The sequence below is a fragment of the Rhizobium sp. Root1212 genome, from assembly GCF_001424985.1.
GTDB lineage: Bacteria > Pseudomonadota > Alphaproteobacteria > Rhizobiales > Rhizobiaceae > Pararhizobium.
Genome location: NZ_LMDA01000023.1, coordinates 331006 through 356978, shown reverse-complemented (window position 1 = coordinate 356978; position 25973 = coordinate 331006). Strand labels below are relative to the sequence as shown.

General features: G+C 62.8%; 27 protein-coding genes and 1 pseudogene. 14 read left to right on the top strand and 14 right to left on the bottom strand.

All coding sequences use genetic code 11. The features are described 5' to 3' along the window. Nucleotides 1-14 precede the first annotated feature (14 nt). Nucleotides 15-701, bottom strand: a complete 687-nt coding sequence (locus ASC86_RS19750) for a hypothetical protein (protein ID WP_056325127.1) — start codon at nucleotides 699-701, stop codon at nucleotides 15-17. A 249-nt stretch (nucleotides 702-950) separates the two neighbouring features. On the opposite strand from ASC86_RS19750, the gene ftsE reads away from it, so the two are divergent. The 4 genes from ftsE to ASC86_RS19730 all read left to right on the top strand — a co-directional run bounded on the left by ftsE (nucleotide 951) and on the right by ASC86_RS19730 (nucleotide 4281). After that, on the top strand, nucleotides 951-1610 hold the full coding sequence (gene ftsE, locus ASC86_RS19745; protein ID WP_056325124.1) for a cell division ATP-binding protein FtsE: 660 nt from the start codon (nucleotides 951-953) through the stop codon (nucleotides 1608-1610). Further along, nucleotides 1603-2613: an ABC transporter permease gene (locus ASC86_RS19740; protein ID WP_056325123.1), complete on the top strand. Its 1011-nt coding sequence runs from the start codon at nucleotides 1603-1605 to the stop codon at nucleotides 2611-2613. Before ftsE ends, ASC86_RS19740 begins: the two co-directional genes overlap by 8 nt. Before the next feature lie 84 nt (nucleotides 2614-2697). Beyond that, on the top strand, nucleotides 2698-3390 hold the full coding sequence (locus tag ASC86_RS19735) for a YdcF family protein (protein ID WP_056325119.1): 693 nt from the start codon (nucleotides 2698-2700) through the stop codon (nucleotides 3388-3390). 96 nt (nucleotides 3391-3486) lie between these two features. After that, nucleotides 3487-4281, top strand: a complete 795-nt coding sequence (locus ASC86_RS19730) for a 1-acyl-sn-glycerol-3-phosphate acyltransferase (protein WP_056325115.1) — start codon at nucleotides 3487-3489, stop codon at nucleotides 4279-4281. An 88-nt stretch (nucleotides 4282-4369) separates the two neighbouring features. Here ASC86_RS19730 and ASC86_RS19725 read toward each other — a convergent pair whose 3' ends face one another. Next, nucleotides 4370-4972 carry a gamma-glutamylcyclotransferase gene (locus ASC86_RS19725; RefSeq protein WP_056325232.1) on the bottom strand — a complete coding sequence of 201 codons (603 nt, stop codon included), beginning with the start codon at nucleotides 4970-4972 and terminating at the stop codon, nucleotides 4370-4372. A gap of 158 nt (nucleotides 4973-5130) precedes the next feature. Here ASC86_RS19725 and ASC86_RS19720 point away from each other — a divergent pair, with 158 nt between their 5' ends. Next, nucleotides 5131-6150, top strand: a complete 1020-nt coding sequence (locus ASC86_RS19720) for a DUF2125 domain-containing protein (RefSeq protein ID WP_056325112.1) — start codon at nucleotides 5131-5133, stop codon at nucleotides 6148-6150. A gap of 6 nt (nucleotides 6151-6156) precedes the next feature. Here ASC86_RS19720 and ASC86_RS19715 read toward each other — a convergent pair whose 3' ends face one another. The 3 genes from ASC86_RS19715 to ASC86_RS19700 all read right to left on the bottom strand — a co-directional run bounded on the left by ASC86_RS19715 (nucleotide 6157) and on the right by ASC86_RS19700 (nucleotide 9180). Further along, nucleotides 6157-7083, bottom strand: coding sequence for a prephenate/arogenate dehydrogenase family protein (locus ASC86_RS19715; protein WP_156387122.1), 927 nt, complete (start codon nucleotides 7081-7083; stop codon nucleotides 6157-6159). Beyond that, nucleotides 7083-8183 carry a histidinol-phosphate transaminase gene (gene hisC, locus ASC86_RS19710; RefSeq protein ID WP_056325108.1) on the bottom strand — a complete coding sequence of 367 codons (1101 nt, stop codon included), beginning with the start codon at nucleotides 8181-8183 and terminating at the stop codon, nucleotides 7083-7085. The genes ASC86_RS19715 and hisC overlap by 1 nt, the downstream gene beginning before the upstream one ends. Nucleotides 8184-8424: 241 nt before the next feature. Beyond that, nucleotides 8425-9180 carry a class I SAM-dependent methyltransferase gene (locus tag ASC86_RS19700; protein WP_056325103.1) on the bottom strand — a complete coding sequence of 252 codons (756 nt, stop codon included), beginning with the start codon at nucleotides 9178-9180 and terminating at the stop codon, nucleotides 8425-8427. A gap of 85 nt (nucleotides 9181-9265) precedes the next feature. Between ASC86_RS19700 and gloB the strand changes: the two genes are divergently transcribed. After that, nucleotides 9266-10036, top strand: a complete 771-nt coding sequence (gene gloB, locus ASC86_RS19695; RefSeq protein WP_056325100.1) for a hydroxyacylglutathione hydrolase — start codon at nucleotides 9266-9268, stop codon at nucleotides 10034-10036. 3 nt (nucleotides 10037-10039) lie between these two features. Here the strand turns inward: gloB and ASC86_RS19690 are convergent, their stop codons facing one another. After that, nucleotides 10040-10927: an EamA family transporter gene (locus tag ASC86_RS19690; RefSeq protein ID WP_056325098.1), complete on the bottom strand. Its 888-nt coding sequence runs from the start codon at nucleotides 10925-10927 to the stop codon at nucleotides 10040-10042. 191 nt (nucleotides 10928-11118) lie between these two features. On the opposite strand from ASC86_RS19690, the pseudogene ASC86_RS27070 reads away from it, so the two are divergent. Both ASC86_RS27070 and ASC86_RS27065 read left to right on the top strand, forming a co-directional pair. Next, nucleotides 11119-11742 (top strand): annotated as a pseudogene (locus ASC86_RS27070) (hypothetical protein); the annotation flags it as partial. A gap of 75 nt (nucleotides 11743-11817) precedes the next feature. Continuing rightward, entirely contained in the window at nucleotides 11818-12810 is a 993-nt protein-coding gene (locus ASC86_RS27065; RefSeq protein ID WP_348270774.1) for a flagellin, read from the top strand. Between the two features lie 66 nt (nucleotides 12811-12876). Here ASC86_RS27065 and ASC86_RS19680 read toward each other — a convergent pair whose 3' ends face one another. Then, on the bottom strand, nucleotides 12877-13650 hold the full coding sequence (locus ASC86_RS19680; RefSeq protein WP_056325093.1) for a DUF3108 domain-containing protein: 774 nt from the start codon (nucleotides 13648-13650) through the stop codon (nucleotides 12877-12879). A 332-nt stretch (nucleotides 13651-13982) separates the two neighbouring features. Between ASC86_RS19680 and rpmB the strand changes: the two genes are divergently transcribed. Together rpmB and ASC86_RS19670 are read left to right on the top strand one after the other, a co-directional pair. Further along, a complete protein-coding gene (gene rpmB, locus ASC86_RS19675; protein WP_056325084.1) occupies nucleotides 13983-14273 on the top strand; it encodes a 50S ribosomal protein L28 in 291 nt (96 codons plus the stop codon). 135 nt (nucleotides 14274-14408) lie between these two features. Beyond that, on the top strand, nucleotides 14409-15053 hold the full coding sequence (locus tag ASC86_RS19670; RefSeq protein ID WP_056325082.1) for a VUT family protein: 645 nt from the start codon (nucleotides 14409-14411) through the stop codon (nucleotides 15051-15053). A 147-nt stretch (nucleotides 15054-15200) separates the two neighbouring features. Here ASC86_RS19670 and ASC86_RS19665 read toward each other — a convergent pair whose 3' ends face one another. The 4 genes from ASC86_RS19665 to ASC86_RS19650 all read right to left on the bottom strand — a co-directional run bounded on the left by ASC86_RS19665 (nucleotide 15201) and on the right by ASC86_RS19650 (nucleotide 20076). Beyond that, on the bottom strand, nucleotides 15201-16175 hold the full coding sequence (locus tag ASC86_RS19665) for an esterase-like activity of phytase family protein (RefSeq protein WP_056325229.1): 975 nt from the start codon (nucleotides 16173-16175) through the stop codon (nucleotides 15201-15203). A 281-nt stretch (nucleotides 16176-16456) separates the two neighbouring features. Then, a complete protein-coding gene (gene cobT / locus ASC86_RS19660; protein ID WP_056325079.1) occupies nucleotides 16457-18361 on the bottom strand; it encodes a cobaltochelatase subunit CobT in 1905 nt (634 codons plus the stop codon). 3 nt (nucleotides 18362-18364) lie between these two features. Beyond that, a complete protein-coding gene (cobS, locus tag ASC86_RS19655; RefSeq protein ID WP_056325076.1) occupies nucleotides 18365-19360 on the bottom strand; it encodes a cobaltochelatase subunit CobS in 996 nt (331 codons plus the stop codon). 77 nt (nucleotides 19361-19437) lie between these two features. After that, on the bottom strand, nucleotides 19438-20076 hold the full coding sequence (locus tag ASC86_RS19650) for a DnaJ domain-containing protein (RefSeq protein ID WP_156387121.1): 639 nt from the start codon (nucleotides 20074-20076) through the stop codon (nucleotides 19438-19440). Nucleotides 20077-20217: 141 nt separating this feature from the next. Between ASC86_RS19650 and ASC86_RS19645 the strand changes: the two genes are divergently transcribed. Beyond that, nucleotides 20218-20499, top strand: a complete 282-nt coding sequence (locus ASC86_RS19645; RefSeq protein ID WP_056325071.1) for a BolA family protein — start codon at nucleotides 20218-20220, stop codon at nucleotides 20497-20499. A gap of 177 nt (nucleotides 20500-20676) precedes the next feature. Here the strand turns inward: ASC86_RS19645 and ASC86_RS19640 are convergent, their stop codons facing one another. From ASC86_RS19640 to ASC86_RS19630, 3 genes are read right to left on the bottom strand one after another with little or no spacing between them, the layout of a single operon-like run. Beyond that, a complete protein-coding gene (locus ASC86_RS19640; protein WP_056325067.1) occupies nucleotides 20677-21984 on the bottom strand; it encodes an HlyC/CorC family transporter in 1308 nt (435 codons plus the stop codon). Continuing rightward, nucleotides 21981-23093, bottom strand: coding sequence for a 3-dehydroquinate synthase (gene aroB / locus ASC86_RS19635; RefSeq protein WP_056325065.1), 1113 nt, complete (start codon nucleotides 23091-23093; stop codon nucleotides 21981-21983). The genes ASC86_RS19640 and aroB overlap by 4 nt, the downstream gene beginning before the upstream one ends. A 5-nt stretch (nucleotides 23094-23098) precedes the next feature. Beyond that, nucleotides 23099-23677, bottom strand: coding sequence for a shikimate kinase (locus tag ASC86_RS19630; protein ID WP_056325062.1), 579 nt, complete (start codon nucleotides 23675-23677; stop codon nucleotides 23099-23101). Nucleotides 23678-23823: 146 nt separating this feature from the next. Between ASC86_RS19630 and ASC86_RS26290 the strand changes: the two genes are divergently transcribed. From ASC86_RS26290 to ASC86_RS19620, 3 genes are all read left to right on the top strand, one after another. After that, nucleotides 23824-23973: a hypothetical protein gene (locus tag ASC86_RS26290; protein WP_156387120.1), complete on the top strand. Its 150-nt coding sequence runs from the start codon at nucleotides 23824-23826 to the stop codon at nucleotides 23971-23973. Continuing rightward, nucleotides 23970-24923, top strand: coding sequence for a site-specific tyrosine recombinase XerD (gene xerD, locus ASC86_RS19625; RefSeq protein ID WP_056325059.1), 954 nt, complete (start codon nucleotides 23970-23972; stop codon nucleotides 24921-24923). Before ASC86_RS26290 ends, xerD begins: the two co-directional genes overlap by 4 nt. Nucleotides 24924-24990: 67 nt before the next feature. Beyond that, a complete protein-coding gene (locus tag ASC86_RS19620; protein ID WP_056325056.1) occupies nucleotides 24991-25944 on the top strand; it encodes an acetyl-CoA carboxylase carboxyltransferase subunit alpha in 954 nt (317 codons plus the stop codon). Nucleotides 25945-25973 lie beyond the last annotated feature (29 nt).

Here is a 25973-nt window from a genome sequence, read left to right as displayed (position 1 = left end):
CGCGCTTAGCACAGTCAGCGGGCCGGCGCACCCGGCTTGCCGAAGGAAACCGTGACTTCAGGCAGTTTTCCCCCGGCATGGGGAAGCCGGGCGGCGAAGGGGCGGCTTTCGCCGGGGGCAAGGATGCTGGCGCCGGAGAGAATGCGGGCAGCCGTCTTCGAGCGGCCGTCGGCGACGACGTTGATCTCGATGACCGGCACTGTCTGCAGTTCGTCGGTGTGGTTTTCCACCGCGCCATAGACCGAGACGACCCGCATGCCGTTTGCATCGCCAAGCCGGGTGGCGACATCGGTGATCGCAAGACCGCTCGGCTTAGCCGCATCTGCGGAAGCGAAGGTGACGAGAAGGAACGCGATGCCGCAGAGCGCGGCAACGAGGCCGGCAAAGGCAGCCGGTGGGACGCGGGCGAGCAGGCGCTCCAGATGGCTCGCGGCCTCCGCCAGCATGGCGACGAGAAGGCCGCCGACGCTGATCTGCTCCTCCCTTGCCGTCATCGGCGGGCGCGGAGAAAAATTTGTGCGGTTGTCGTTGAAAACGCGATGGTTCGGGCGGCGGGTGGGGAAAGCGACGGTTTCGAATTCGGCATCCACCACATCGGCGCGGCGCGTCGTGGGGGCCGCGCGGCTGCGGGGCGCGCGTTCGGGCGGCAGCAAATCCATCTGGGGGGCGCTCTGCCCGGCCTGGAAGCGGAAAGCTTGCATCGTCTCTCCTTTGGCGGCAAAGCCGCATCGGACGAGCCCGGCGACCAGGGTCAAAAACCGGGCATTGAAACAAATCTTTCTGAGACGTAAACCTAAATGGTTAATGCTTCGAAAAGATCGCCCTTTATCGGCGATGTTTTCATGGAAAATTAACCGGTGTTTAACCATGTTGGTGCGGCCATGGCGGCGGCCGGACCAGCGATCAGGCCGACCGCGCCAGGCGGCAAACGCAGGACGAGAGCTGGCCCCTTGATTCATTTTGAGAACGTTGGATTGCGCTACGGCATGGGCCCGGAAATCCTCCGTGACCTGACCTTCGACATTCCGCGAAAATCCTTCCAGTTCCTGACCGGCCCTTCGGGCGCCGGCAAGACGACGCTTTTGCGCCTGCTATTCCTGTCGTTACGACCGACGCGCGGGTTGATCCGCATGTTCGACCGCAACATCTCGGCCATTCCGCGGGATGAGTTTCCGATGCTGCGGCGGCGGATCGGCATTGTCTTCCAGGATTTCCAGCTGCTCGACCACCTGACCACCTATGAAAACGTGGCGCTGCCGCTTCGGGTGCGCGGCAAGGAGGAATCGACCTACCGCGCCGACGTGCTGGAGCTTTTGAACTGGGTGGGGCTCGGCGAGCGCATCAACGTGTTGCCGCCGGTGCTGTCCGGCGGCGAAAAGCAGCGCGTGGCGATTGCCCGCGCGCTGATCGACCGGCCGGAAATCCTGCTCGCCGACGAGCCGACCGGCAATGTCGATCCGCCGATGGCGCGACGGCTGCTCAATCTTTTCCTCGAACTCAACCGCCTCGGCACCGCTGTCGTGATCGCCACCCACGACCTGTCGCTGATGGATCAGGTCGAGGCGCGGCGCATGATCCTGTCTGAAGGGCGGCTCGATATCTATGAGTGAGGCTCCCACCCAGATACCGCCGGAGAGAGCCGGCCGCGAAGCGCGCCGGCCGCCGCTCAAGGTGCGGCCGACCGCACCGATCGTTCCGTCCGCCAATGTCTCCGGCAATGCCCTGATGCTGGTGATCGCCATCATGGCCTTTCTCGCCTGCCTGACGCTCGGCGCCGTCAGCATGGTGCGCGCCACCGCCCAAAGCTGGCAGAGCCAGATCTCCCGCGAGATCACCATCCAGATCAAGCCGGTGGAAGGCCAGGACATGGACAAGGCGCTTGCCGATGCCCGCGATCTGGCGCTGACCTTCGGCGGCACTGTCTCGGGCAATATCGTCGATCGCGAGGCGACCGCGCGGCTGCTGGAACCCTGGCTCGGCGAAGGCCTGAACCTCGACGACCTGCCGGTGCCGCGCCTCGTCATCATCACCATCGACGAGCAGAATCCGCCGGATTTCACTGCGATGCGCGCGGCCCTCGCCGAGACGATCCCGCAGGCCTATCTCGACGATCACCGCACCTGGGTCGATCGTCTCGTCGCCATGGCGCGCACCACGGCGCTGATCGGCACCGGTGTTCTCGTGCTGGTGTTTTCGGCGATGGTGCTGACGGTGGTTTTCGCCACCCGCGGCACGCTTTCCGGCAACCGGCATATCGTCGAGGTGCTGCATTTCGTTGGCGCCGAGGCGGGCTTTGTCGCCTCGGAATTCCAGAAGCATTTTCTGAAGATAAGCCTCAAGGGCGCGGGCGCCGGCGGGCTGCTGGCGGCCTTCTGCTTTGCCGTTGCCGGTTTCTGGCAGTCGCGCTCGCTGGCAACGCCGGAAAGCGATCAGGCGACAGCGCTCTTCGGCACCTTCACCATCGGCTATATGGGCTACGTCGGGATCGCGGCGATCATGATCGTGATCGCGCTTTTGACGACGCTGACGGCCCGCTTCACCATCATGCGCACGATTTACGAGATCGATCAGGTTCGCTCGGACCCCGCGCGCATAGACACCATCCCGAATTGATCCCATGATGACTGCCACCCCTCCCTCGCCGCATTCTGTCGCTATGGACGAATCATGATGGTTGGGGAAACCGCGAGACAGGCCATGGTGGAAGACGACTCGACGAGAGGACGGAGATCGTTCGCGCGCAGGCGCGTCGGGCTGCTGCGCCGTTTCGTGCGCCTGACCTTCTACGTGCTGCTTTTGGTCGCCGGCTGCGCGACGGCGGGTTTTCTCTATTTCGCCGATCAGGTCGCCTCGCTGCAGCCGCCGGCCGACCCCAAGGCCGACGCGATCGTCGTGCTGACCGGCGGCTTCCAGCGCATCGACCAAGCGGTGGACCTTTTGAAGACCGGCGCGGGGCAGCGGCTGCTGATTTCCGGCGTGCACCCCTCCACCACCCGCGGGCAGATCCGCCGCAACACCCAGAGCTCAGCCGATCTCTTCAATTGCTGCGTCGATATCGGCCATGACGCCATCGACACGATCGGCAACGCCAACGAGACCGCCAACTGGATACGCGAGAACGGCTACAACAGCATTCTCGTCGTCACCAACAATTATCATATGCCCCGCAGCCTGCTGGAGCTGCGCCGCGCCAATCCCGGCATCGACTTCATCCCCTACCCCGTCGTCAATTCCGACCTGAAGAGCACCAACTGGCTGCGCAACCCGATGGTGGTGAAGGCGATCCTTTCCGAATATGCGAAGTTTTCAGTGGCGACCCTGCGCGATGCGCTGGGGGCGCATTCGGCAACCGGGCTGCGCACCGGCAAGGACGACGTGGCGGCGCAGTAGCGCAGGCGCTTCCTGTCGGGGCAATAATCGTGTACGCAGCCAGATGACATCCGCGGGCAGCCCTGTCCGCGCTCCCCTGCCCGCGAAAGCCGTGAAATGATCCCTCTGCGTTCAGTCCTGTTCAACACCCTGTTCTACGCCAACCTGATCCTGCAGATGATCGTGTTCACGCCGATCTACTTCCTCGTACCGCGCAAGACCTCGTGGTTCGTGCCGAAGAACTGGGCGCGCAGCAACAACTGGCTATTCGAAAAGGTCGTCGGCACCACCTTCGAGATCGAGGGGCTGGAGAACCTGCCGGAGGGCGGCTACATCTTCGCGCCGAAACACCAGTCTTTCTGGGATGTGTTTGCGCTGCTGCCCTGGCTTGCCGATCCGTTCTACATCCTGAAGCGCGAGCTGACCTGGATTCCGCTGTTTGGCTGGTACGTCAAGAAGCAGCGCATGGTGCCCGTCAACCGCGCCGCCCGCGGCAAGGCCATGGCCGCCGTGATGGAGCGCACCCACCGCGAGATGGAAAACGGCCGCCAGTTGATCATCTACCCCGAAGGCACGCGCCGGCCGCCGGGTGCTGCCCCGGACTACAAATACGGCATCGCCCGGCTCTATCGCGATCTCGATATGCCGGTGGTGCCCGTCGTCATGCATCCGGGGCTGTTCTGGCCGCGGCGGAAATTCCTGCGGTTTCCGGGGCATTTCAAAGTCCGCATCCTGCCGCCGATCCCGCCGGGGGATGATCCGGATCATTTCCATGCCAAGCTGATCGAGACCATGGAAGCGGCGAGCGACAAGCTGCTGGTGGAGACCATTCAGGCCAACCCCAAGCTGCCGCTACCGCCGGCGGCCGCCGAGCGTTATCGGGTGCTGACGGGAGATACGAGCCGGGGGTGATGGCGGGGCCGGCGTTTGCCGCAAACACCCCCCTCTGTCACTTCGTAACATCTTCCCCTCAAGGGGGGAGCTTGGGAGCGCGAGGCCGCTACTTGCCGATCTCCGGCCTTGAGGGGTAGATGCCCGATAGGGCGGAGGGGGGTGAAGCGGTCGTCGCCAAACCCGCCTTCAGATACCCGGCCAACTCCTCCAGCCAGGGATCATGGATGCCCATCTCCTGCAGATGGGCGAGCGTGTTGAAGACGTAATCCCGATTCGGCCCTGATTTTCCCTGCGCATTCGCCACGATGCCCGCAGCCTCCCCGGCCGCCAGCGCCCCGGCATATTGCGGATGGCTGCGATCCACCACATAGGCGAGCGCACCGATGCGGCGGCCATCCGCCAGCGTCACCGGCAGGTGGCGCTCCACATAGACGCTGGCGAAAAGCTCGCGTTCGCGCAGATAGGCAAGGGTCGGCTCGCGGTGCTCCGGTGGAACCCGGAAGGCGACGCCACGGCAGGAGCCGCCGCGGTCGAGGCCCAGAACCAGACCCGGATTTTCCGGCGTGCCGCGATGATCGAAGGAGCGGACGCAGAGCGCACGGCGATAGCCGAAGGTGCGGCCCGCAACCCGGCTTTCGAACGGAAAGCCGGGATTCCACATCAGCGACCCGTAGCCAAAGACCCAAAAATCGTCCATATCCGGTGCCATCAGTCTCATCGTCGCTTGCGCGATCCGAACATCATTCTGAACTTTTCCTAACGCATAATCCCCATCATCGAAATCGGTTTTCAGGCCTCGGCTCGGGATCGTCGGGTGTGGAAGACAGGTCTGGCCCTTCTCCCGGAAGGGCTTCATCGGAGACGGACATGACAGCAGCAGAGCTTGCCGGCGGCCAGAACACCAGCCGTAAATTCCGGCGCCTGACCATCGGCGTGATCGCCGCAGTGGCGGCGTATACGGGCGGGTGGTTTGCGACGGCGCATTATCTGGAAGGCCGGCTGCAACAGGCCTTTGCCGACGGCAGCGCCAACGGTGTTGCCGTGGAATGCGACGACCTCGATGTCAGGGGCTTTCCCTTCCGCATCGGCATCTTCTGCGACACGGTGCGGCTCGACGACAGGACGCTGGCCAGTTCCGCCTCCTTCGGCGCTTTGCGCTCGGCGGCGCAGGTGTACCAGCCGGGGCATGCAGTGATCGAGCTGGATGGGCCGGCGGAATTCAGGAGTTCCACCGGCGTCCGGGTTTCCGCCGACTGGTCGCTGCTGCATGCCAGCATGCGCTCCGGCCTTTCCGGCATGAACCGTTTTTCCGCCACCTATGATCAGTTGAAGGCAACCGTGATGCTGCCCTTGACCGGGGACCGCGTGGACATCGACGCGGCCCATGGGGAAACCCATATGCGCCGCAATGGCCCGGACCTCGACATCGCCGCAAGCGTCGATGCGCTGGATCTTCGCCCGGATGCCGGCCCGAGCCTGCTGCCGCCGACACGGGCGACGGTCGACCTGACCCTGTTCGACCGGGCCGGGCTTGCCGACTATAAGGCGATCACCGGCGATGCGCTGCGCGGTTCGAAGGGGGAATTGCGCGACCTAACGATCGACCTCGGCAACGGCATGGTCGGCAATGCCTCAGGCCCCTTCAGCATCGATGCGAAAGGGCTGATTTCAGGCGAATTCAAGGTGACGATCCGGGAGATCAGCAATGCCAGACCGGTGCTGACGGCCGCTTTCCCGGATGAGGATTCCACCGCCGCCATCAACAACATCGCTAATATGCTGCGGGCGCTGAACAACGGTCGCGACGACGCGACCGTCACGATCAACGTGCACAAGGGCAAGGCCTCGCTGGCCTTCTTCCCGCTCGGAGAATTACCGGCGTTGTAACGCCGGTTACTTCTTGTCCATGGCGTGGCGGCCGAAATCGACCATGTCGGTATCCTGGCCGGCCTGGATGATCGAGCGGCGGACGGCGCGGGTGCGGGTGAAGAGATCGAACAGCTTGTCGCCATCGCCCCAGCGGATCGCCCGCTGCAGATAGGCGAGATCTTCCGAAAAGCGTGCCAGCATTTCCAGGATCGCATCCTTGTTGTGCAGGCAGACGTCGCGCCACATGGTCGGGTCCGAGGCCGCAAGGCGGGTGAAATCGCGGAAACCTGAAGCCGAATATTTGATGACTTCCGATTCGGTCACCGTCTCCAGATCGTCGGCTGTGCCGACGATATTGTAGGCGATGATGTGCGGCAGATGCGAAACGATCGCCAGCACCTTGTCATGATGCTCCGGGTCCATGTCATCGACCATGGAGCCCAGCGTTTCCCAGAAATGGCGCAGTTTCGCCTTCGCGTCTGCATCCGTCTCCGGCAGTGGCGTGAGGATGCACCAGCGGCCCTTGAACAGGCCGATGAAACCGGCATCCGGGCCGGAATATTCCGTGCCGGCGATGGGATGACCAGGGATGAAATGGACGTGCGCCGGCATGTGGGGCGCCATTTGAGCGATGACCGAGCCCTTGGTCGAGCCGACATCGGTGACGATGGCACGTTGTTTCAGATGCGGCGCGATTTCGGCCGCAACCGCGCCGGAGGCACCGACCGGGACGGAGACAATCACCAGATCGGCATCCTTCACCGCCTCGGCGGCGCTGAGGGTATAGCGGTCTCCGAGGCCGAGTTCTTCGGCGCGCTTCAGCGTCTCTGGGCTGCGGGTTGAGACGACGACGGTGCCGGCAAGGCCCTTGTCCTTGATCTCACGGGCGATGGAAGACCCGATGAGGCCGATACCGATCAGCGCGATGGTTTCGAATTGCCGGGCCATGATCAGCGGTCCATGAATTCGGTCAGCGCGGCGATCACGCCCTCATTGGCTTGTTCCGAGCCGATGGTCATGCGCAGCGCGTTGGGGAAGCCGTAGCCGCGCACGGCGCGCAGGATGTAGCCGCGGCTCGTCAGGAATTCGTCAGCGTCCGGCGCACGCTTGCCGTCGATGTCGGGGAAGTGGATGAGGACGAAATTGGTGACCGACGGCGTGACCTTGAGGCCGAGGGACGAGAGCGCGCCGGTGACGCGGCCGAGCCATTCGCTGTTGTGCTCGACGGCGGTCGCGGCGAAGGCCTGATCGCGCATGGCGGCGGCACCGGCGGCAATGGCGGCCGAGTTCATGTTGAAGGGGCCGCGCACGCGGTTCAGCGCATCGACGATCGCAAGCGGCGCATACATCCAGCCGATGCGCAGCGCTGCAAGACCGTAGATCTTCGAGAAGGTGCGGGTCATCACCACGTTCTGGTTCGACGAGACGAGTTCGATGCCGGTCTCGTAATCGTTGCGGCGGACATATTCGGCGTAGGCGGCATCGAGCACGAGGATGACGTGCTTCGGCAGGCCGGCCTGCAGGCGGCGGACTTCGTCGACCGGGAGATAGGTGCCGGTCGGGTTTGCCGGGTTGGCGATGAAGACGATCCTGGTCTTTTCCGTCACCGCGGCGAGGATGGCGTCGACATCGACGCGGCAATCCTTTTCCTTGACGACGACCGGGGTGGCGCCGGCGGCCATGATCTGGATCTTGTAGACGAGGAAGCCATGCTCGGTGATGATGCCCTCGTCACCAGTGCCGAGATAGACGTGGCAGAGTAGGCCCAGCAGCTCGTCCGAACCGTTGCCGCAGATCAGGTTGGCGGTATTGAGGCCGTAGGTGGCGGCGATGGCTTCGCGCAGTTCGGTGGCCTGGCCGTCCGGGTAGCGCTCGAGGCTGGCGGCGGCCTTCTGGAAGGCTTCGATGGCCTTGGGGCTTGCGCCGAGCGGGGTCTCGTTGGAGGAGAGCTTGAAGACCTTGGCGACGCCCGGAGCATGCTCCTTGCCCGGCACGTAAGCGGCGATATCGAGAATACCGGGGCGTGGCGCAGGCGCGTTTGTCGTCGTCATGGGATCAGGCTTTCAAGGACGGTTGAAACAAGGCTCTGGCAATAGCGAGCCGGGGCGGTCTTGTCGAGGGTTTCGAGGAAGTAGGACGCGGAAGGCGCGGCATATCCCTTCTCCCCGCAGGCGGGGAGAAGGTGCCCGATAGGGCGGATGAGGGGCAATGCCACGGCACACTCAAGGATGAAAGTTTTGCCCCTCACCCTAACCCTCTCCCCGCAGGCGGGGAGAGGGAACGATCTCGGTCTTAGCGCCGGCGCGGCACGCTTTCGCGGGTGGTCGGAACGCCATGCGGCGCCAGCACCGGCACGAAGACACGGCGCGAGGCGCGGGCGGCGACGGGCAGGCCCTGATAGAGCCGCTTCTGCGCCTCGACGATGATGACGCCGGAAAAGACCGGCCAGAGGGAGCGACCGATCTTTTCGAAGCCGCTGCGCAGGTTCAGCACCGTCTTGTGCTTCGATGGCGGGAAGAACAACGCCTCGGCGGTGGCGCCGGGGGTGAAATTGGTTTCGCGCAGCAGCGAGGTCAGCTGCCCGCGTGAATAGGGACGGCCGGAGCCGAACGGCGTGTGCTCCATGCGCGCCCAGACGCCGCGCCGGTTCGGCACGACAATGACGAGGCGGCCGCCGGGGGCGAGCACCCGCCAAAGCTCCTTCATCGTCTCGCGCGGGTTTTCGGCAAATTCCAGCGAATGCACCATCAGAACACGATCGATGGAGGAATCAGGCAGCGGCAGTTCTTCGTCGAAGACCAGCGCGGTGGAGGAAAGCTCCGAGACCGGCCAGTTCACCGCCCCCTGCCCCGCCGGCATGAAGGCGAAGGTGCGCTCGGTGTCAGTGCGGAAGCGGTCGAGATAGGGAATCGTATAGCCGAGACCGACCAGCCGCTCTTCCGGCAGCCGCGCCCACACCGACGACAGCGCCATGGCAATGGACTGCTCGGCAAACCGCCCGAGCGGCGAATGATAGAACTGGCGGAGATCGACGATATCGGCGTGCATGGCACTCATGTTAGAATGCTACGGCTGGACTTCAAGCCGCATGCCGCTACATTCCGCGCTATACTGCTGATCGGGACCCAAGGCCATGACCGCGCTCGACGTCGAACTCTTCCCCTGCCGCACCGATAATTTCGGCGTGCTCCTTCACGATCCGAAAAGCGGCGCGACGGCCTCGATCGATGCGCCGGAGGAACAGGCGATCCTCGGCGCGCTCGCCCGGCGCGGCTGGACGCTGACGCACATCCTCACCACCCATCACCACCCGGACCATGTCGATGCCAATCTGGCGCTGAAGACGCGGTTCGGCTGCACGATCATCGGACCGGCGGGGGAAGCCTCGAAAATTCCCGGCATCGACATGACCATTGCCGGCGGCGGGAGTTTCGATTTTGCCGGCCACCGGCTCGAGGTGATCGAGACGCCCGGCCACACGGCGGGGCATATCTGTTTTTACCTGCCGGACGACAAGCTGCTGTTTGCCGCCGATACGCTGTTTGCGCTCGGCTGCGGCCGGCTTTTCGAGGGCACGGCGGCCGATATGTGGGCGTCGCTGTCGAAGCTGATGGCGTTGCCGGACGAGACCACCGTCTATTTCGGTCACGAGTACACGTTATCCAATGCCCGCTTCGCCGTAACTGTCGATCCCGACAATGCCGAGCTTGCCAAACGCGCGGCCGAGATCGAGGCCAAGCGCGCCAAGGGCGAATTTACCGCGCCGACGACGCTTGCGCTGGAAAAACGCACCAATCCCTTCCTGCGCGCCGCGGACCCGGCGATCCGCAGGCATCTCGGGCTTCAAAATGCGTCGGATGCGGAGGTCTTTGCCGAAATCCGCAAGCGCAAGGACAATTTCTGAGGCTCACTCGGCCGGTTGCGGCGGGGTGCGCTTGCGGAAGATCACATCGCGGGCGGCAAGAACCGCGCCGCCGGTGACGAACAGGCAGGCGAGCGCGATGCGCCACGACGGCTCGGCAAAGCCGAACAGCACGAGGATGAGCGTGGACAGCACCGGCGCGGCATAGCTTGCCACGCCGAGAAGCTGGATATCGCCGTTCTTGACCCCATAATCCCAGGCATAGAAGGCAGCCCCCACCGGCAGCAGGCCAAGGCCGGCGATGGCGAGCCATTGCGTTGCGGTTTCCGGCCAGACGGTCTGCTCCAGCCCGAGATGGCAGAGGAAGGAAAGAATCGAGGTCGCGAGGCAGAAGGCGGTGACGACATCGGTCGAAACCGCGTCAAAGCGGCGGCTGAGCAGCGAATAGGCCGACCATGTGAAGGCGCAGGCCAAGGCCGCGCCATAACCCATCGTATAGGCTTCATCGAACTGGACGCCATTGCGGGCGACGATCAGGACCGTGCCGCACAGGCCGCAAAGCGCGCCCAGCACGTGATACCAGCGCAGCCGCTCACCCGGCAGCAGCGCCGAGCCGACGACGATCAGCAGGGGCCAGAGATAGGCGATCAGCCCGGCCTCGACGGCCGGCGCATTTCGAAGCGCCGTGAAATACAGGAAATGATAGCCGAACAGGCCGGCAATGCCGACGATCCAGACCTTGGCCGGCTGTTTCAACAGCGCCAGCCGCTCCGGCTTCAGAGCGAGCACGACGATGCCCGGCAGGCTGCCGATAGCAAAGCAGATGGCGCTGAGCTGAAAGGGCGGCATCGTGCCGGAGGCGGCCGTAAACAGCGCCAGAAGCGACCACATGAGAATGGCCGAAAAGCCGATCAGCGTTGCCTTGAAGTTCACGTCATTCCCCACGGATATCCTGCGCGTCGATAGACAAGATAGTTGCTTTTACCTCAGAAAGAAAGATCTAAAATACTGTTTTTGCTTCATAATATCACTCTCATTAACATTTTATTATCCACTTTTCCCGCTCAATGGCTGCAACCTTTTCGCCCATGACGGGTATTTCATCAATTTTATGGTGTTCTAATATGACCAGCATTCTCACGAATGCGGGGGCTGCTTCTGCGCTCCAAACGCTTCGCTCGATCAGCTCCAATATGGAGACTACGCAAGGTCGGGTCTCGACGGGCCTTCGTGTTCGGAACTCTTCCGACAATGCGGCCTATTGGTCGATCGCGACGACCATGCGCTCGGATAACAAGGCGAATGCGGCCGTTTCGGATACGCTGGGACTGGGAGCCGCGAAGATCGACACAGCCTATTCCGGCATCTCCTCCGCGATCGACGTCATGAACGAGTTCAAGGCGAAGCTCGTTGCGGCCAGCGAGCCCGGCGTCGACAAACAAAAGGTGCAGAAGGAGCTTGATCAATTCAAGGATCAGCTTCTCTCGATTTCGGCTTCCGCGAGCTTTTCCGGTGAAAATTGGCTCAAGACCGATATCGCCGACATCTACGATGCGGCATTGAACACAAAGTCCCTGGTTTCTTCCTTCGTTCGAGGCTCCGATGGCCGCATCAGTCTGGGGACGACCGACATCGACCTATCGACAGTCTCTCTTTTCAACGCGACGGGCGGGGGAATCCTTCAGAAGGATAATCGCAGCCCCGGTACGATCGGCCGGTTGCGCAACACGGACACGTTTACTTATGGCGGAGGGGCTCTCCAGAGTTTCACATTCGATGGACCGCTTGTCTTTACCGACGATTCCACCGCCATAACCTTCGACATGGTGCTCGACGCAGACGATCCTTCCAACACGACCGCGCCCGGTAGTGGAAGCTTCGTGAGCGTGACGCTGAACAGATCGCTCATGGATCAGGTCTATCCGACACTAAATGGGGTGATCTGGTCACGCGACCAATTCGCCTGGCTCATGCGGGAAGCGATTATTCCCTTGGGCGCGCAATTTGCCACCCGCGCCGGAACGGTCGATGGGTACGCCCTGCTGTCAAAAGAGACATCGGGACTTACGGGTTCCTCGATTCAGGTTCTCAATGTTTCGTCTACCCTTGCAGATGGTAAAACAGGTGGGCTTTCCGATACCGGCACGGACTACGGAAGTCGCCCGGTTGTCGTCAGCTACTGGGATGAGCCTTTCAATGTTCACAGCACTATCGAGCTATTGATCCCCGTGAAAGCGAACGGCTCGACGACGGTCCTCAAAATAGACCAGGCCATGGTGAACCAGACATTGGGAACCACGACCGGAGACGTGACATCGGCCGATGATCTGGTGCTGCTTCTGAATACAGCGCTTCAGGCCCAGAATGTCGGAATAATCGCCACCAATGCCGGCGGATACATCCGTTATGAGATGGATGAGACGATTGAAAAGGCATCGGGAAGCAAGACATCCCTTGGAATCGGCCCTGCGTCCGACAGCTTGGGAAATCTTCCGGATTTCGACATACTCGACGTCGATATCACGACGGGAACAAGAAGCATCGACAGCTACATCGACGGTATCGAGGGCATGCTCTCGAAGCTGACCAATGCCGGCGCCACGCTGGGCTCGCTTCAAACGCGCATCGATATGCAGGCGGAGTTCGTCACAACGCTCACCTATACCATAGACAAGGGTATAGGCCGCCTCGTGGATGCCGACATGAACGAGGAATCGACTCGTCTGAAGGCCCTCGAAACCCAGCAGCAACTGGGAATTCAAGCCCTTCACATCGCCAATTCCAATTCGGAAAACGTGATGGCGCTCTTTCGGTGATGAACGGCGCCTCTCATAGGGAGGTGCTGTTGCCGATTTTGCAGGGGTGCCTTCCAGGGCCTCCCCTCATCCCCCGAACCGCGTGGCCCATACGGTGACCGGTCCCAGGCTCGTGGGTATCCGGACATAGACGGGAGCATATACATTCACCGTTTCGGCCATGGCAAACCAGATTTCCATCGATTCGAGCTTGCGCAGGTATTCGACATCCTCGCGGCCCTTGCGATAGCCGGCCTTCGGCACGAACTTGACGCCGCAGACGATGACGTCGCCCTTGAAGCCATCGGTCTTGAAGGGGCGCGTGCCCTTTGCGGAAAGCTTCAGGTCCAGTCGCGATTCGCCGTCGAAGATCGGCAGCGTCTTCGGGCAAACGCGGGTTTTGGCGGGAAAGATCAGGCCGGACAGCGGATCGACGACATTGCGCATGTCGGCCTTGGTCACCGGCACCCAGTTCTTCGGGATGCGGCGGGCCGGCGTCATGGTGGCGGAGGTGACGTCGCCGTTCGAGAACTGCACGTCGATGGCGCGGCCCTTTTTGCCGCTCCTGTAGTTCATCGTGTATTCCGAGGCATTCAGCCGGTCGCGACCGACCGTGCCGGATACCGAGGTCTGGCCGGAAGTGCTGGAGAGGATATCGGCGATGCCGGCGGATTTCAGCGTGCCGGAGATGCGATAGCGGTTGGCATCCAGTTCCGTGCGGAACGAGGCCTTGGCGATCGGCAGGCCGGCAAGGGAAATGCTGTAGTCTGTCTGGTGCTGAACCTCGGCCGCGGATGCGCTTCCTGTGGACAACATCAGCGCCACGGCTGCAAACAAGGCTGCACAACGCTGCCGGATCATTCCTTATTCCTTCATTCAAACGCCAGGCCAGCCCTTTGAGCTAGGGCGGGTTTGCGGCTTTTCTGCGCTTTTGGCGGCTTCTTCCGGGATTCTTAACGCAGGCGCTTGAAAAGGAAAGTTCCGGAAGGTTACAACGGCCATCCACGAGAAGGAATTTACTGGGAAAACGCGGCATATGCGGCCTATTCCCGAGCGATTTCCCAAAATGGCTTGACGTGCCAACCTTCTCTGACTATAGAACCGCAACTTTCCAATCATGGCCAGTGGGAATGCGGCCTGGGCTCTAGGCCCGCAAACGCATTGTACGACGGCGAAAAGAAAATAGGTGCACAATGTCCCGTAGTTGCGAATTGACCGGCAAGGGCGTCCAGTCGGGCAACAATGTCAGCCACGCCAACAACAAGACCAAGCGTCGGTTCCTCCCGAACCTGTGCAACGTCACGCTGATTTCCGACGCGCTCGGCCAGCGTTATCGTCTGCGCGTTTCGGCTGCGGCCCTGCGCTCCGTCGAACACCGTGGCGGCCTCGATGCCTTCCTTCTGAAGTCCTCGGAAAACGACCTGTCCATGCGCGCTCGTCTGCTGCGCCGCCAGATCGTCAAGAAGACCGCAGAAGCCGCGTAATCGGCCCTTTCGGTTTTAAGAAAAAAGGCTTGCCTTTCTCAAGGCGAGCCTTTTTCGTGTGACCAATTCATCCGTCTTCGGCCCCGGCCGCAGGCGACCGTTCCTCCAACTGGTGGCATACCCCAGGATAAAAAAATGCTTCAAGCACGCACGTTTGCACTTTATGTCGCGATGATGACCCTCGTGGTCATCGCCTCCAACGTCCTCGTCCAGTATCCGCTTCCCGGCAGCATCGCCGGCATGCAGCTCGGCGATCTCCTGACCTGGGGCGCCTTCAGCTATCCTATAGCCTTTCTCGTGACCGACCTCACCAACCGCCAGTTCGGCCCCTCGGTTGCGCGCCGCGTGGTCATTGCCGGCTTCGTCGTGGCGATCGGCTTCTCGATTTTCCTTGCGACCCCGCGCATCGCGATAGCCTCGGGCTCGGCCTTCCTGCTCGGCCAGTTCCTCGATATCTCGGTGTTCAACCGCCTGCGCCGGCAAAGCTGGTGGCGGGCGCCGTTGATCGGCTCGCTGGTCGGCTCGTTCCTCGATACCGCGATTTTCTTCTCCTTCGCCTTTGCGCCGTTCTTCGTGTTCTTCGGACCGAACGACGGCTTCGCGCTGGAGAATGCGCCGATCCTCGGCCTGCTGTCGACGGAAGCGCCGCGGTGGATTTCCTGGGCGCTGGGCGATCTCAGCGTCAAGATCATCGTCGGACTGGTGATGCTCCTGCCCTATGGGGCACTGATGAGCGTAATCAAGCCGATGCCGGGGCTGAAGGCTTCGGCGCAGGGGTGAGGCACCTTCCCCCTTCTCCCCCACGGGGAGAAGATGCCCGAAGGGCAGATGAGGGGTGGTGCGGCATACTCAGGGCTCGCGAGCAGCCCCCCTCATCCGGGCGCTACGCACCACCTTCTCCCCGCTGGGGAGAAGGGAAAACCGAGGCTACTGCAGCAGCCGGAACTCCAGCATCAGGTTCCGTTCGAGAATCGAGTGGTTGTCGTCCGAGACGATGATGATGCGGATATCGCCATCGGGCATGACGATGACGTCCATACCTTCCATATTATCGATCTGATAGCCCATATCCGCCTGCAGCAGCACCTCGCCATCGACGACCGCGCCGGGCTTGATGCTGTCGCCGGGGATGCGGCGGATTTCCATGCCGATGCCCTGCGCGAAGCCGAAACGCCGCTCCAGGATGAGCAGGTCGCCATTGGGCAGGAAGGCGCCGTCCGTCACCGCGAAGGGATCGTTCTCCGCCACGCCGAACAGGCCCTTGCGTGGACCGTCCAGCACGGCGGCGTAGAGGTGGTTGCTCTTGTCGAAGCTCGCCTCGGCGATGACCACTGGCGCGCCGGCAAGCGGGCTCGATTTCGGGGCGACAGCGAGCGTTTCGAAGGAACGGTTGCTCTTCAGGCCAGCGACCGGGATCAAGAAGGGAATGCTGCGCAACGGCTTCGACTGCGCGAAGCCGGGATCGGGATAGGCATCGACCCGGTGATAGCCCTCATAGCTCACCAGCACCTCGCCGTCGCGGAAGGCGAGGCTTTCGGCATCCATGCGGTTCTTGACCTGCTCGGCACGGCCTTTGCTATCCATCATCGAGGTGCCGATCAGGTCGCTGATGCCGGAGAGACGACCCTTTGCGTCGCGCTCGATACGGCCTTCCAGCCAATGGCCGGTATCCATCACGGCAACGAACGAACGACCATCCGGGCGGAAGCGGATGCCGGAGACGGCGCCGAGAAGGGCGTTGGAGGACGACATCTCGATGCCGCCGATGAATTCCAGCTTGCCGAAGATTTTCTGGTCCGAGCTGATCTTGAAATTCTCGATCTGGCTGGCCTTGACCGGAATGGGCTCCTGCGGCGGGAGCGACTGGGCGAAGGACGTGGCCGACAGGAGCAGCGCGGCGATAAAGGCAAGCGACGGTGCTCTCACGGGAACATCCTTCTGGGGGAAAATCTTCAATACGGCGCCTGCAGCCTCACCCCCCTCTGCCCTGTCGGGCATCTCCCCCTCAAGGCGGGAGATTGGCTGGGGTTGGCCTCTTGCTCCCGATCTCCCCCCTTGAGGGGGAGATGTCAGCATAGCTGAGAGAGGGGGGTGAAGCGGCTAGTTCCGAATTCGCGGGAAAGCCCCCTCATCCGGCGCTGCGCGCCACCTTCTCCCCGCATGCGGGGAGAAGGGAAACCTCATCAGGCCCTGCGGCGCATGGCGCCGGCCGAGCGGCGGCGGGTGCTTTCGTCGTCGAAGAGCGAGGCAAGCTGCTCGGTCATGGCGCCGGCCAGTTCATCCGCATCGACGATGGTGACGGCGCGGCGGTAGTAACGCGTCACGTCGTGGCCGATGCCGATGGCCAGCAGCTCGACCGGCGAGCGCGTCTCGATCTGTTCGATGACGGCGCGCAGGTGCCGTTCCAGATAGTTGCCGGGGTTCACTGACAGCGTCGAATCGTCGACCGGAGCGCCGTCGGAAATCATCATCAGGATACGGCGCTGTTCGGGGCGGCCGAGCAGGCGGTTATGCGCCCAGATCAGCGCCTCGCCGTCGATGTTTTCCTTGAGCAGCCCTTCGCGCATCATCAGCCCGAGATTGCGGCGGGCACGACGCCACGGCGCATCGGCCGATTTGTAGATGATGTGGCGCAGGTCGTTGAGGCGGCCCGGTGCCTGCGGCTTGCCGCTGGCCAGCCACTTTTCACGCGACAGACCGCCCTTCCACGCCTTGGTGGTGAAACCGAGGATTTCGACCTTGACGCCGCAGCGCTCCAGCGTGCGCGCCAGAATATCGGCGCAGGTGGCGGCGACTGTGATCGGCCGGCCGCGCATCGAGCCGGAATTGTCGATCAGCAGCGTCACCACCGTATCGCGGAAGTTGGTATCCTTCTCGCGCTTGAAGGAGAGCGGCTGCATGGGGTCGATGATCATGCGCGTCAGCCGCGCCGAATCGAGATAACCCTCTTCGAGATCGAATTCCCAGGAGCGGTTCTGCTGGGCCATCAGGCGGCGCTGCAGGCGGTTCGCCAAGCGTCCGACCGCGCCTTGGAGATGGGCGAGCTGCTTGTCGAGGAAGGCGCGCAGCCGGTCGAGTTCGGCTTCGTCGCAGAGTTCTTCAGACGCGATGGTCTCGTCGAACTCTTCGGTGAAGACGGCGTAATCGACCTTCTCGTTGAAATCGTCGAAGGGCGTTGCCGGACGCTTGACCTCGCCGGGGGTCTCGCTGTCGTCCTCTCCGTCGTCGGACATTTCGTCCTCGGAGATTTCGGCGCCGTCCATCTCGCCCTCTTCCATCTGCTCTTCGGCAGCCTGGTTTTCCTCGGCGGGGGCAGCTTCGTCGCCGGCATCCTCGTCGGAGCTGTTTTCGTCCTGCTCCTGGCTGCGCGGCTGGTCTTCGTCGGGCTGGGTCTGTTCGTCGTCCGGCTCGGTCTCGTCGTCGCCGTATTTCTCGGCGACATCCATCGCCGTCAGCATGTCGCGCACGACGCGGCTGAAGGCCTGCTGGTCGGTGACGACGGAGGACAGGTTTTCAAAATCGCCGGCAGTCTTTTCCTCGATGAAATCCCGCCAGAGATCGACGACCTTGCCGGCGCTCTTCGGCGCCGGGCGGCCCGTCAGCTTTTCGCGCACGAGAAGCGACAATGCCTCGGCCAGCGGGGCATCGGCCTGACGGTCGATCGCGCCGAAGTTCGACTTCGAATATTTCTCCTCGAGCATCGAGGTGAGGTTTTCGGCAACGCCTTCCATGCGGATCGCACCGATCGCCTCGACACGCGCCTGCTCGACCGCATCGAAGATGGTGCGGGCGTCCGCCCCCTGCGGCGACATGGTCGCGTGGATACGGCCGTCATGGCAGGCCTTGCGCAGCGCCATGGCGTCGCCGAGCCCGCGGGTGACCGCAAGCTCGTGGCGCGTCGGGCGCTTGGAGATTTCCGGCAGGCGCACGCGCTCGCCAGCGAGGCCGGGGCGCTCGTTGGCAAACACCACCTCGACCTCGGCATCGCCCGCGATGGCGCGGACGCAGCCCGTCAGAGCCCGGCGGAACGGTTCGACATCGACGGTTCCGGTCGGCCTGGGTTTCGAATTATCGCCCCGCCCCGCCATGGATCAAGCCGTGGCTTCGAGCACGATATTGGCGGCACTTTCCTTCAGCTCGACACCGAAGGCGCGCTGGTAGTGTTCGGCCACGAGCGCACGCTCGAGTTCGTCGCACTTGTTGAGGAAGGTGACGCGGAAGGCAAAGGCGATATCACCGAAGATATAGGCGTTTTCCGCCCAGGTGATGACCGTGCGCGGGCTCATGACGGTCGACAGATCGCCGTTGATGAACGAGGCGCGGGTCAGATCGGCGACGCGCACCATCTTCGACACCGTCTCGCGGCCGCGCGCCTGCGTAAAGCCCTTGACCTTGGCGGCGACGATATCGACTTCGTTGTCGTGCGGCAGGTAGTTCAGCGTGGTGACGATCGACCAGCGGTCCATCTGCGCCTGGTTGATCTGCTGCGTGCCGTGGTAGAGGCCGGTGGTATCGCCGAGGCCGACGGTGTTTGCGGTCGCAAACAGGCGGAAGGCCGGGTGAGGACGGATGACGCGGCTCTGGTCGAGTAGGGTCAGGCGGCCGGACGATTCCAGTACGCGCTGGATGACGAACATCACGTCCGGGCGGCCGGCGTCGTATTCGTCGAAGACGAGGGCGACGTTGTGCTGGTAGGCCCAGGGCAGGATGCCGTCCTTGAACTCGGTGACCTGCATGCCGTCCTTGACGACGATCGCATCCTTGCCGACGAGATCGATACGGCTGACGTGGCTGTCGAGGTTGACGCGCACGCACGGCCAGTTCAGCCGGGCAGCAACCTGCTCGATATGGGTGGACTTGCCGGTGCCGTGATAGCCGGAGACCATGACGCGGCGGTTATGGGCAAAGCCGGCGAGAATGGCGAGCGTGGTTTCGCGGTCAAAGAGGTAGTCCGGGTCGAGATCCGGCACGTAGGCATCGGCCTTGGAATAGGCCGGAACGCGCAGATCGGTATCGATGCCGAAAACCTCACGGACGGAAACGGTGGTATCGGGAAGATTGGAAATATCGAGGTCTACCTTGCTCATCATGTCTCCAGCACGGAAACATCAGGGCGTTCCCGTATATCGTCTTCAAATGTCGGTGACTGTAATAGAACGGGTTCCTAGCAGAAGCCAGCCTGTTTTAACAATTGATATGCCTGGATAACGGCGCGAAAACGCTCTTCGGAGCCTCTATCTCCGCCATTGGCATCGGGGTGATGCTTTTTTACCAGCTCCTTGTAGGCCGTCTTGATCTCGGCGGCCGTGGCATTGGCGTGAACGGCAAGCGTTTCGAAAGCCTTGGCCTCCAGCGTCTTCAGTTTTCGCTGGCGCGGCTCCTGTTTCGCGGCGCGGGCGCGGGCCTGCTCGACGAAGCCGAAGGGATCGCGCATGCGGGCCTGGGAGCCTGCCGAGCCCGAGCGCATCTGCGACTGCTGCGGCGCATTCTTGGCGTTCTTGTTGACGCCGACCGTCCAGGTGGGGCGGTGCCCGGTCAGGGCTTCCTTCTGGTAGCGGGCGATCTCGTTATCGGAGAGGCCGGAGAAGTAGTTGTAGCCCTTGTTGTATTCCTTCACATGCTCGAAGCAGAACATGAAAAACTCGTTTTCGGCATTGCGGCCGACCGGCGCGCGGTGCACGCCGTTTTGCTCGCAGCCGTCCCACTGACAGACCGGCGCCATAGGCTCCGGCTTCTGGTTTGGGCGGCGGCGACTGGTGCGAATCCCGTCGAAATATTTTGAATCGAGTTTCATGGCGCTAATTATGGGGTGTGACAGGCATCACAACAAGAATTGACAAACCGGAATGTTGCAGGCTTTTTGCGAGTATTTTGCACCGCTCGGCCCGTCCGCCGTTAACCGGCGCGCAACCCTGCGGACAAGCCAGAAGAACGGGGCCAAATCATGTCGTTTCAACAGAGTATTGAGGCAAAACTGACCGAAGCTTTCGCCCCGGAGCGGCTGATGGTGATCAACGAAAGCCACCTGCATGCCGGGCATCAGGAAAGTTTCGACGGAAGCGGCGAAACCCATATGCGGGTGCGGATCGTTTCCAGCGTGTTTGCCGGCATGAGCCGGGTAGCGCGGCACCGGGCGATCAACGCACTTTTGAAGCCGGAACTGGATGCCGGGCTGCATGCGTTGGCGGTGGAGCCGGCAGCGCCGGGGGAAGCGACGCGGTGGTGAGGATTTTGCAGGATTGCCCCTCACCCTAGCCCTCTCCCAGCTCGCGGAGAGAGGGGACGATCGAGATTGCCGCTCGTTCCTTTTCCAAAAGCAGCAAAAGGAAAACAGCAGGTGCGGCATATCCCTTCTCCCCGCAAGCGTGGAGAAGGTGGCCGACAGGCCGGATGAGGGGGAGCCCTATCCCCCCGCCGGCAAATCCTCTGCCGGCCGGATGCGCAATCGTGTAATCCGGTTCTTCACCCGTTTCATCACGATGAAACGCTTGCCGTAGAACGTGAACGCCTGCCGCTCTTCCGGAATGCTGCGCGACTCGTGGATGACGAGGCCGGCGACGGTGGTGGCTTCCTCGTCGGGAAGCGACCAGTCGAGCGCGCGGTTCAGGTCGCGGATCGGCACGCTACCATCGACGACGATCGATCCGTCCGCTTCGGTGCGCACACCCTGGATGGCGATATCGTGCTCGTCGGCGATATCGCCGACGATCTCCTCCAGAATATCTTCCAACGTCACCAGACCCTGCATCTCGCCGTATTCGTCGACGACGATGGCGAAATGGACCTTGCGGCGCAGGAAGGCGCTAAGCTGGTCCTTGAGATTGGTCGTATCCGGCACGAACCACGGCTTTTGCGCGATGCGGACGATATCGACCGTCTCCGGCGTCACATCCGGCTCGGCAAGGGCGCGTAACAGGTCCTTGGCGTGCAGCACGCCGATGATGTTGTCGCTCGCACCGCGCCAGACGGGCATGCGGGTATAGGAGCTTTCCAGCACCGCGCGCACAAGCACTTCCGGCGCTTCCTCGGCATTCAGCGCCCGCATCGACGTGCGGTGGATCATGATATCGGAGACGGCGAGATCGCCGAGATCGAGCACGCCGCCGAGCAGGTCGCGGTCGGCTTTTACCACCGCGCCCTCGCGGTGCAGGAAATCGACGGCGCCGCGCAGTTCCTCATGCGCCGTCAGCATCGGGCGTTCCTTGGAGAACTCATAGCCGAAGAGACCGAGGATGCCGCGCACGATGCGGTTGACGAGACTGGAGACCGGCCCGATCAGCACCACGAAAAAGTGCGCGACGGGGGCGACGGCGCGCGCCAGCCTGTCCGGCGCGGCGACGGCCCAGCCCTTGGGCAGGACGTCGGAGAAGATTACCAGCAGGAAGGTCATCGTCAGGGTTGCGTAAAGCACGCCCCACCAGCCGAAGGATGGGATGAACAGCTCGGCCGCCAGTGTTGCCGCGAGGATATTGACGATATTCTTGCCGAGCAGCAGCGTGCCGATCAGCCTGTCCTGCCGGGCGTTGAGCACCGTAACGAGACGAGCGCGGTCATCGCCGTTGGCCTCCAGTGCATGCATGCGCGCCTGCGAGGCGTTGACGAGGGCCGTTTCGGCCGCGGAGAAGAAAGCAGAGCAGACAAGCAGCAGGGCGATGCCGGCCAGAACCGGCCATTCCTCAACCAAAAAGCCGAGAACGCCTTCCACCGTCATGCCGGATGCTTCTCCTCGAGGAAGGAGAGCACTTCCGAAGCCGGCACATCATCGGCGACGAAGGACTGGCCGAGACCGCGGGTCAGGATGAAAGTGAGCTTGCCGCCCTTGACCTTCTTGTCCTGGGCGATGGCATCCATCAGCACGTCGGCCGGTGGCAGGCTACCGGGAATTTCGTCTATCCGGGTGGGAAGGCCGACCTGCCTCAAGTGGGCTTCGACGCGGCTTGCGACATCGGGGCTCGCAAGGTTCATGCGGGCGGAAAACTGGTGGGCGAGCACCATGCCGATCGACACACCCTCGCCGTGGACCAGCCGGCTGCCGTCATAGGCGGTGGCGGCTTCCAGCGCGTGGCCGAAGGTGTGGCCGAGATTGAGCAGCGCCCGCTGGCCGTTTTCGCGCTCGTCGGCTGCGACGACATCGGCCTTGGCCTGGCAACTGATTGCGACGGCCTCGATGCGGGCCTCGCCGCCGGCGAAGACCGCCTGCCAGTTGTTTTCCAGCCATTCGAAGAAATCCGGCTTGTCGATCAGGCCGTATTTGGCGACCTCGGCATAACCGGCGCGGAATTCGCGCGGGCTCAGCGTATCGAGCACATCGGTATCGGCGAGCACGAGATCCGGCTGGTGGAAGACGCCGATCAGGTTCTTGCCGTGGGGTGAATTGATGCCGGTCTTGCCGCCGACGGAGGAATCGACCTGCGCCAAGAGCGAGGTCGGGATCTGGATGAAGCGGGAGCCGCGGCGGACGATGCCGGCGGCAAAGCCGGTGAGATCGCCGATGACACCGCCGCCAAGCGCGATCACGGCATCGTTGCGCTCGATGCGGGCACCGAGGATGGTTTCGCAGACGGGGATCAGGTGATCGAAGCTCTTGGTCTTCTCGCCGGCCGGGAGCACGGCGCTGACGGCCTCGATGCCGGCGCTCGCCAGACCATGCATGACGGTGTCGAGATAGAGCGGCGCGACATGCTCGTCGGTGATGACGGCCATGCGGCGGCCCTTGAGGCGCTTGGTGATCTCTGCGGCGGTCGCGGCGATCAGGCCGGGGCCGATGAGGATGTCATAGGAACGGTCGCCGAGTTCGACGCGGACGGTACGGTGGGTCATTACACTCACTTCTTCTGCAGGCAGGAGATGGCAGCCAGCACCTCCTCGACCATGACTTCTTTCTTCACATCGCGCGACAGTACGCTGAGATCGGCTTCGGCATAGATCGGGTAGCGGGCCTTCATCAGGTTTTCGAGCGTCTGCCTGGGGTTTTCGGTTTTCAACAGCGGCCGGGTGTCGCGCTTGTTGACCCGCTCCCAGAGCACGTCGAGATCGGCATTCAGCCACAGGGACAGGCCGCTGCGCTTGATATGGCGGCGGGTGCGCTCGTTGATATAGGCGCCGCCGCCGGTGGAGACGACGCGCGGACCGGAATTCAAAAGGCGCTTGATGACGCGGGCTTCCAGCGCGCGGAACTCGTCTTCGCCGTAAGCCGCGAAAAGCTCCGATATGGTCATGCGCGAGACGCGCTCGATCTCGTGGTCGGAATCGACGAAGGGAATGCCGAGCGCGGAAGCCGTCATGCGGCCGATCGCCGATTTTCCGGCGCCCATCAGGCCGACGAAGACGAGATTGCGCTTGCCGAGCACGGCTTTCGCCTTTTCCGCCAGCACCTCGGAAACCGGTTCGGTCACGTCGTTCATAAAGCCTTCTGTCCCTGTTCCCTTCCGGTATCGACAAATCAGGGGAAAGCGTCAAGGGATCGCCGGGCGGTAAGCGGCGGCAAAGCGCTTCTTCTTGCACTTCAAAACCGGCATGCTCATATAGGTGCCGATTTTAGGAGTTGATCATGCCCACCCTGTTCCGCTTCCTGTTCATCTGCGCGGTCATTGCGGGCGTGATCTATGGAACCATGCTGGCACTTGTGACCTTCGTGAACCCGGTGGAACGGGACGTGACGATCCGCATCCCCTCGGAACGGATCAACAAGCCCCAATGACCGACCGCTCAGGCCTCCACGTCGAATCCTTCCTGGAAATGATGAGCGCCGAGCGGGGCGCTGCCGTCAACACGCTCTCTTCCTACGAGCGCGATCTGGAGGATGCCTGCTCGTTCCTCAAGACGCGCGGCGTCAGCGCGCTCGCAGCAGGCTCGGAGGATTTGCGCGCCTATCTTGCCCACCTCTCGCAACAGGGCTTCATGGCCTCCTCGCAGGCGCGGCGGCTTTCGGCGCTCCGGCAATTCTACAAGTTTCTCTATGCCGAGGGCCTGCGCGGCGACGATCCGACCGGCGTGCTCGACGCACCGAAGAAGGCGCGCTCGCTGCCGAAGACGCTGAGCATCGACGACGTTTCCAAACTGATCACGCAGGCGGAGACCGAAGCACAGGATGCGAGCCCCGGCCGGCTTCAGCGCCAGCGCATGCACGCGCTGATCGAGCTGCTCTATGCCACCGGCATGCGCGTCAGCGAACTCGTTTCGCTGCCGGCAAGCGTGCTCTCCCAGAACGGACGCTTCCTCGTCATTAGGGGCAAGGGCAATAAGGAACGGCTGGTGCCGCTGTCGCGCTCGGCGATCAGCGCCGTCGCGACCTACGGGACAGCTTTGGCTGCTGAGACTGCGGCGACGGAGGGGGCCGAGGATAGTCCCTGGCTGTTCCCCTCCTCCGGCAAGGCCGGCTATCTGCCGCGGCAGGTTTTCGCCCGCGACCTCAAGGATCTGGCGGCCCGCGCCGGCATTCGGGTCGCGACGATCTCGCCGCATGTGCTGCGCCACGCCTTTGCGAGCCATCTTCTTGCCAACGGGGCAGACCTGCGCGCCGTACAGGAACTGCTTGGACATTCGGACATTTCAACGACACAAATCTATACCCATGTGCTGGAAGAGCGGCTTCACCAGCTCGTCCAGAACCATCACCCCCTTGCCAAACAGGCGAAAAAACGGGATTAGGACCGCCAGAGCCCTTGGATCGCACCCATCGGCGGCCAAGAGCGCAGAACGATCGGAAACGTATCTCATGCACAACTACCTCGATTTCGAAAAACCAATCTCGGATCTCGAAGGCAAAATCCATGAGCTGAAGAAGCTCGCCAGCGAGGACGAGAGCATCGACACGAGCGATGAAGTCGGCCGGCTGGAAGTGCGTGCGCGCGAAGCGATGGTCGACATCTATTCCAAGCTCAACCCGTGGCAGAAGACCCAGGTCGCGCGGCATCCGCAGCGTCCGCACTTCGTCGATTATGCCGCCGGTCTCTTCACCGAATTCACGCCGCTTGCCGGCGACCGCAAGTTCTCCAACGACGAAGCCATCCAGGCGGGCCTTGCCCGCTTCCGCGGCACGCCCGTCGCCGTCATCGGCCAGGAGAAGGGCAACGACACCAAGTCGCGCATCAAGCACAATTTCGGCAGCGCCCGTCCCGAAGGCTACCGCAAGGCGATCCGCGTCATGGAAATGGCCGACCGCTTCGGCCTGCCGCTGGTGACGCTGATCGATACGGCCGGCGCCTATCCGGGCATCGGCGCGGAAGAGCGCGGCCAGGCGGAAGCCATCGCCCGCTCCACGGAAATGTGCCTCAACGTCAAGGTGCCGATCGTCTCCGTCGTCATCGGCGAAGGCGGCTCCGGCGGCGCAATCGCCATCGCGACCGGCAACCGCGTCTATATGCTGGAGCATTCGATCTACAGCGTGATCTCGCCGGAAGGTGCAGCCTCGATCCTGTGGCGCGATTCCACCCGCGCCCGCGAGGCCGCGACCAACATGAAGATCACCGCGGAAGACCTGAAGTCGCTCGGCATCGTCGACGGCATCATATCCGAGCCGGTGGGCGGCGCCCATCGTGATCCCGATGCCGTGATCGAGCGGACCGGCACGGTCATCGCCGACGCGCTGAAGGAACTTTCCGGCCGCAACGGCGAGCAGCTGCGTTCGGATCGCCGGCAGAAATACCTGAACATCGGCCGTCATCTCTGAGCCGACCGGTGCAAGGCGGCAACGGTGTC

What these genes read in the sequence shown, in the direction of transcription:
- ASC86_RS19750 (WP_056325127.1), bottom strand. Translation starts at nt 701, where the DNA reads ATGCAAGCTTTCCGCTTCCAGGCCGGGCAGAGCGCCCCCCAGATGGAT.
- ASC86_RS19740 (WP_056325123.1), top strand. Translation starts at nt 1,603, where the DNA reads ATGAGTGAGGCTCCCACCCAGATACCGCCGGAGAGAGCCGGCCGCGAA.
- ASC86_RS19735 (WP_056325119.1), top strand. Translation starts at nt 2,698, where the DNA reads ATGGTGGAAGACGACTCGACGAGAGGACGGAGATCGTTCGCGCGCAGG.
- ASC86_RS19730 (WP_056325115.1), top strand. Translation starts at nt 3,487, where the DNA reads ATGATCCCTCTGCGTTCAGTCCTGTTCAACACCCTGTTCTACGCCAAC.
- ASC86_RS19725 (WP_056325232.1), bottom strand. Translation starts at nt 4,972, where the DNA reads ATGGCACCGGATATGGACGATTTTTGGGTCTTTGGCTACGGGTCGCTG.
- ASC86_RS19720 (WP_056325112.1), top strand. Translation starts at nt 5,131, where the DNA reads ATGACAGCAGCAGAGCTTGCCGGCGGCCAGAACACCAGCCGTAAATTC.
- hisC (WP_056325108.1), bottom strand. Translation starts at nt 8,183, where the DNA reads ATGACGACGACAAACGCGCCTGCGCCACGCCCCGGTATTCTCGATATC.
- ASC86_RS19700 (WP_056325103.1), bottom strand. Translation starts at nt 9,180, where the DNA reads ATGCACGCCGATATCGTCGATCTCCGCCAGTTCTATCATTCGCCGCTC.
- gloB (WP_056325100.1), top strand. Translation starts at nt 9,266, where the DNA reads ATGACCGCGCTCGACGTCGAACTCTTCCCCTGCCGCACCGATAATTTC.
- ASC86_RS27065 (WP_348270774.1), top strand. Translation starts at nt 11,818, where the DNA reads ATGGTGCTCGACGCAGACGATCCTTCCAACACGACCGCGCCCGGTAGT.
- ASC86_RS19680 (WP_056325093.1), bottom strand. Translation starts at nt 13,650, where the DNA reads ATGATCCGGCAGCGTTGTGCAGCCTTGTTTGCAGCCGTGGCGCTGATG.
- rpmB (WP_056325084.1), top strand. Translation starts at nt 13,983, where the DNA reads ATGTCCCGTAGTTGCGAATTGACCGGCAAGGGCGTCCAGTCGGGCAAC.
- ASC86_RS19670 (WP_056325082.1), top strand. Translation starts at nt 14,409, where the DNA reads ATGCTTCAAGCACGCACGTTTGCACTTTATGTCGCGATGATGACCCTC.
- cobT (WP_056325079.1), bottom strand. Translation starts at nt 18,361, where the DNA reads ATGGCGGGGCGGGGCGATAATTCGAAACCCAGGCCGACCGGAACCGTC.
- cobS (WP_056325076.1), bottom strand. Translation starts at nt 19,360, where the DNA reads ATGAGCAAGGTAGACCTCGATATTTCCAATCTTCCCGATACCACCGTT.
- ASC86_RS19645 (WP_056325071.1), top strand. Translation starts at nt 20,218, where the DNA reads ATGTCGTTTCAACAGAGTATTGAGGCAAAACTGACCGAAGCTTTCGCC.
- ASC86_RS19640 (WP_056325067.1), bottom strand. Translation starts at nt 21,984, where the DNA reads ATGACGGTGGAAGGCGTTCTCGGCTTTTTGGTTGAGGAATGGCCGGTT.
- aroB (WP_056325065.1), bottom strand. Translation starts at nt 23,093, where the DNA reads ATGACCCACCGTACCGTCCGCGTCGAACTCGGCGACCGTTCCTATGAC.
- ASC86_RS19630 (WP_056325062.1), bottom strand. Translation starts at nt 23,677, where the DNA reads ATGAACGACGTGACCGAACCGGTTTCCGAGGTGCTGGCGGAAAAGGCG.
- ASC86_RS26290 (WP_156387120.1), top strand. Translation starts at nt 23,824, where the DNA reads ATGCCCACCCTGTTCCGCTTCCTGTTCATCTGCGCGGTCATTGCGGGC.
- xerD (WP_056325059.1), top strand. Translation starts at nt 23,970, where the DNA reads ATGACCGACCGCTCAGGCCTCCACGTCGAATCCTTCCTGGAAATGATG.
- ASC86_RS19620 (WP_056325056.1), top strand. Translation starts at nt 24,991, where the DNA reads ATGCACAACTACCTCGATTTCGAAAAACCAATCTCGGATCTCGAAGGC.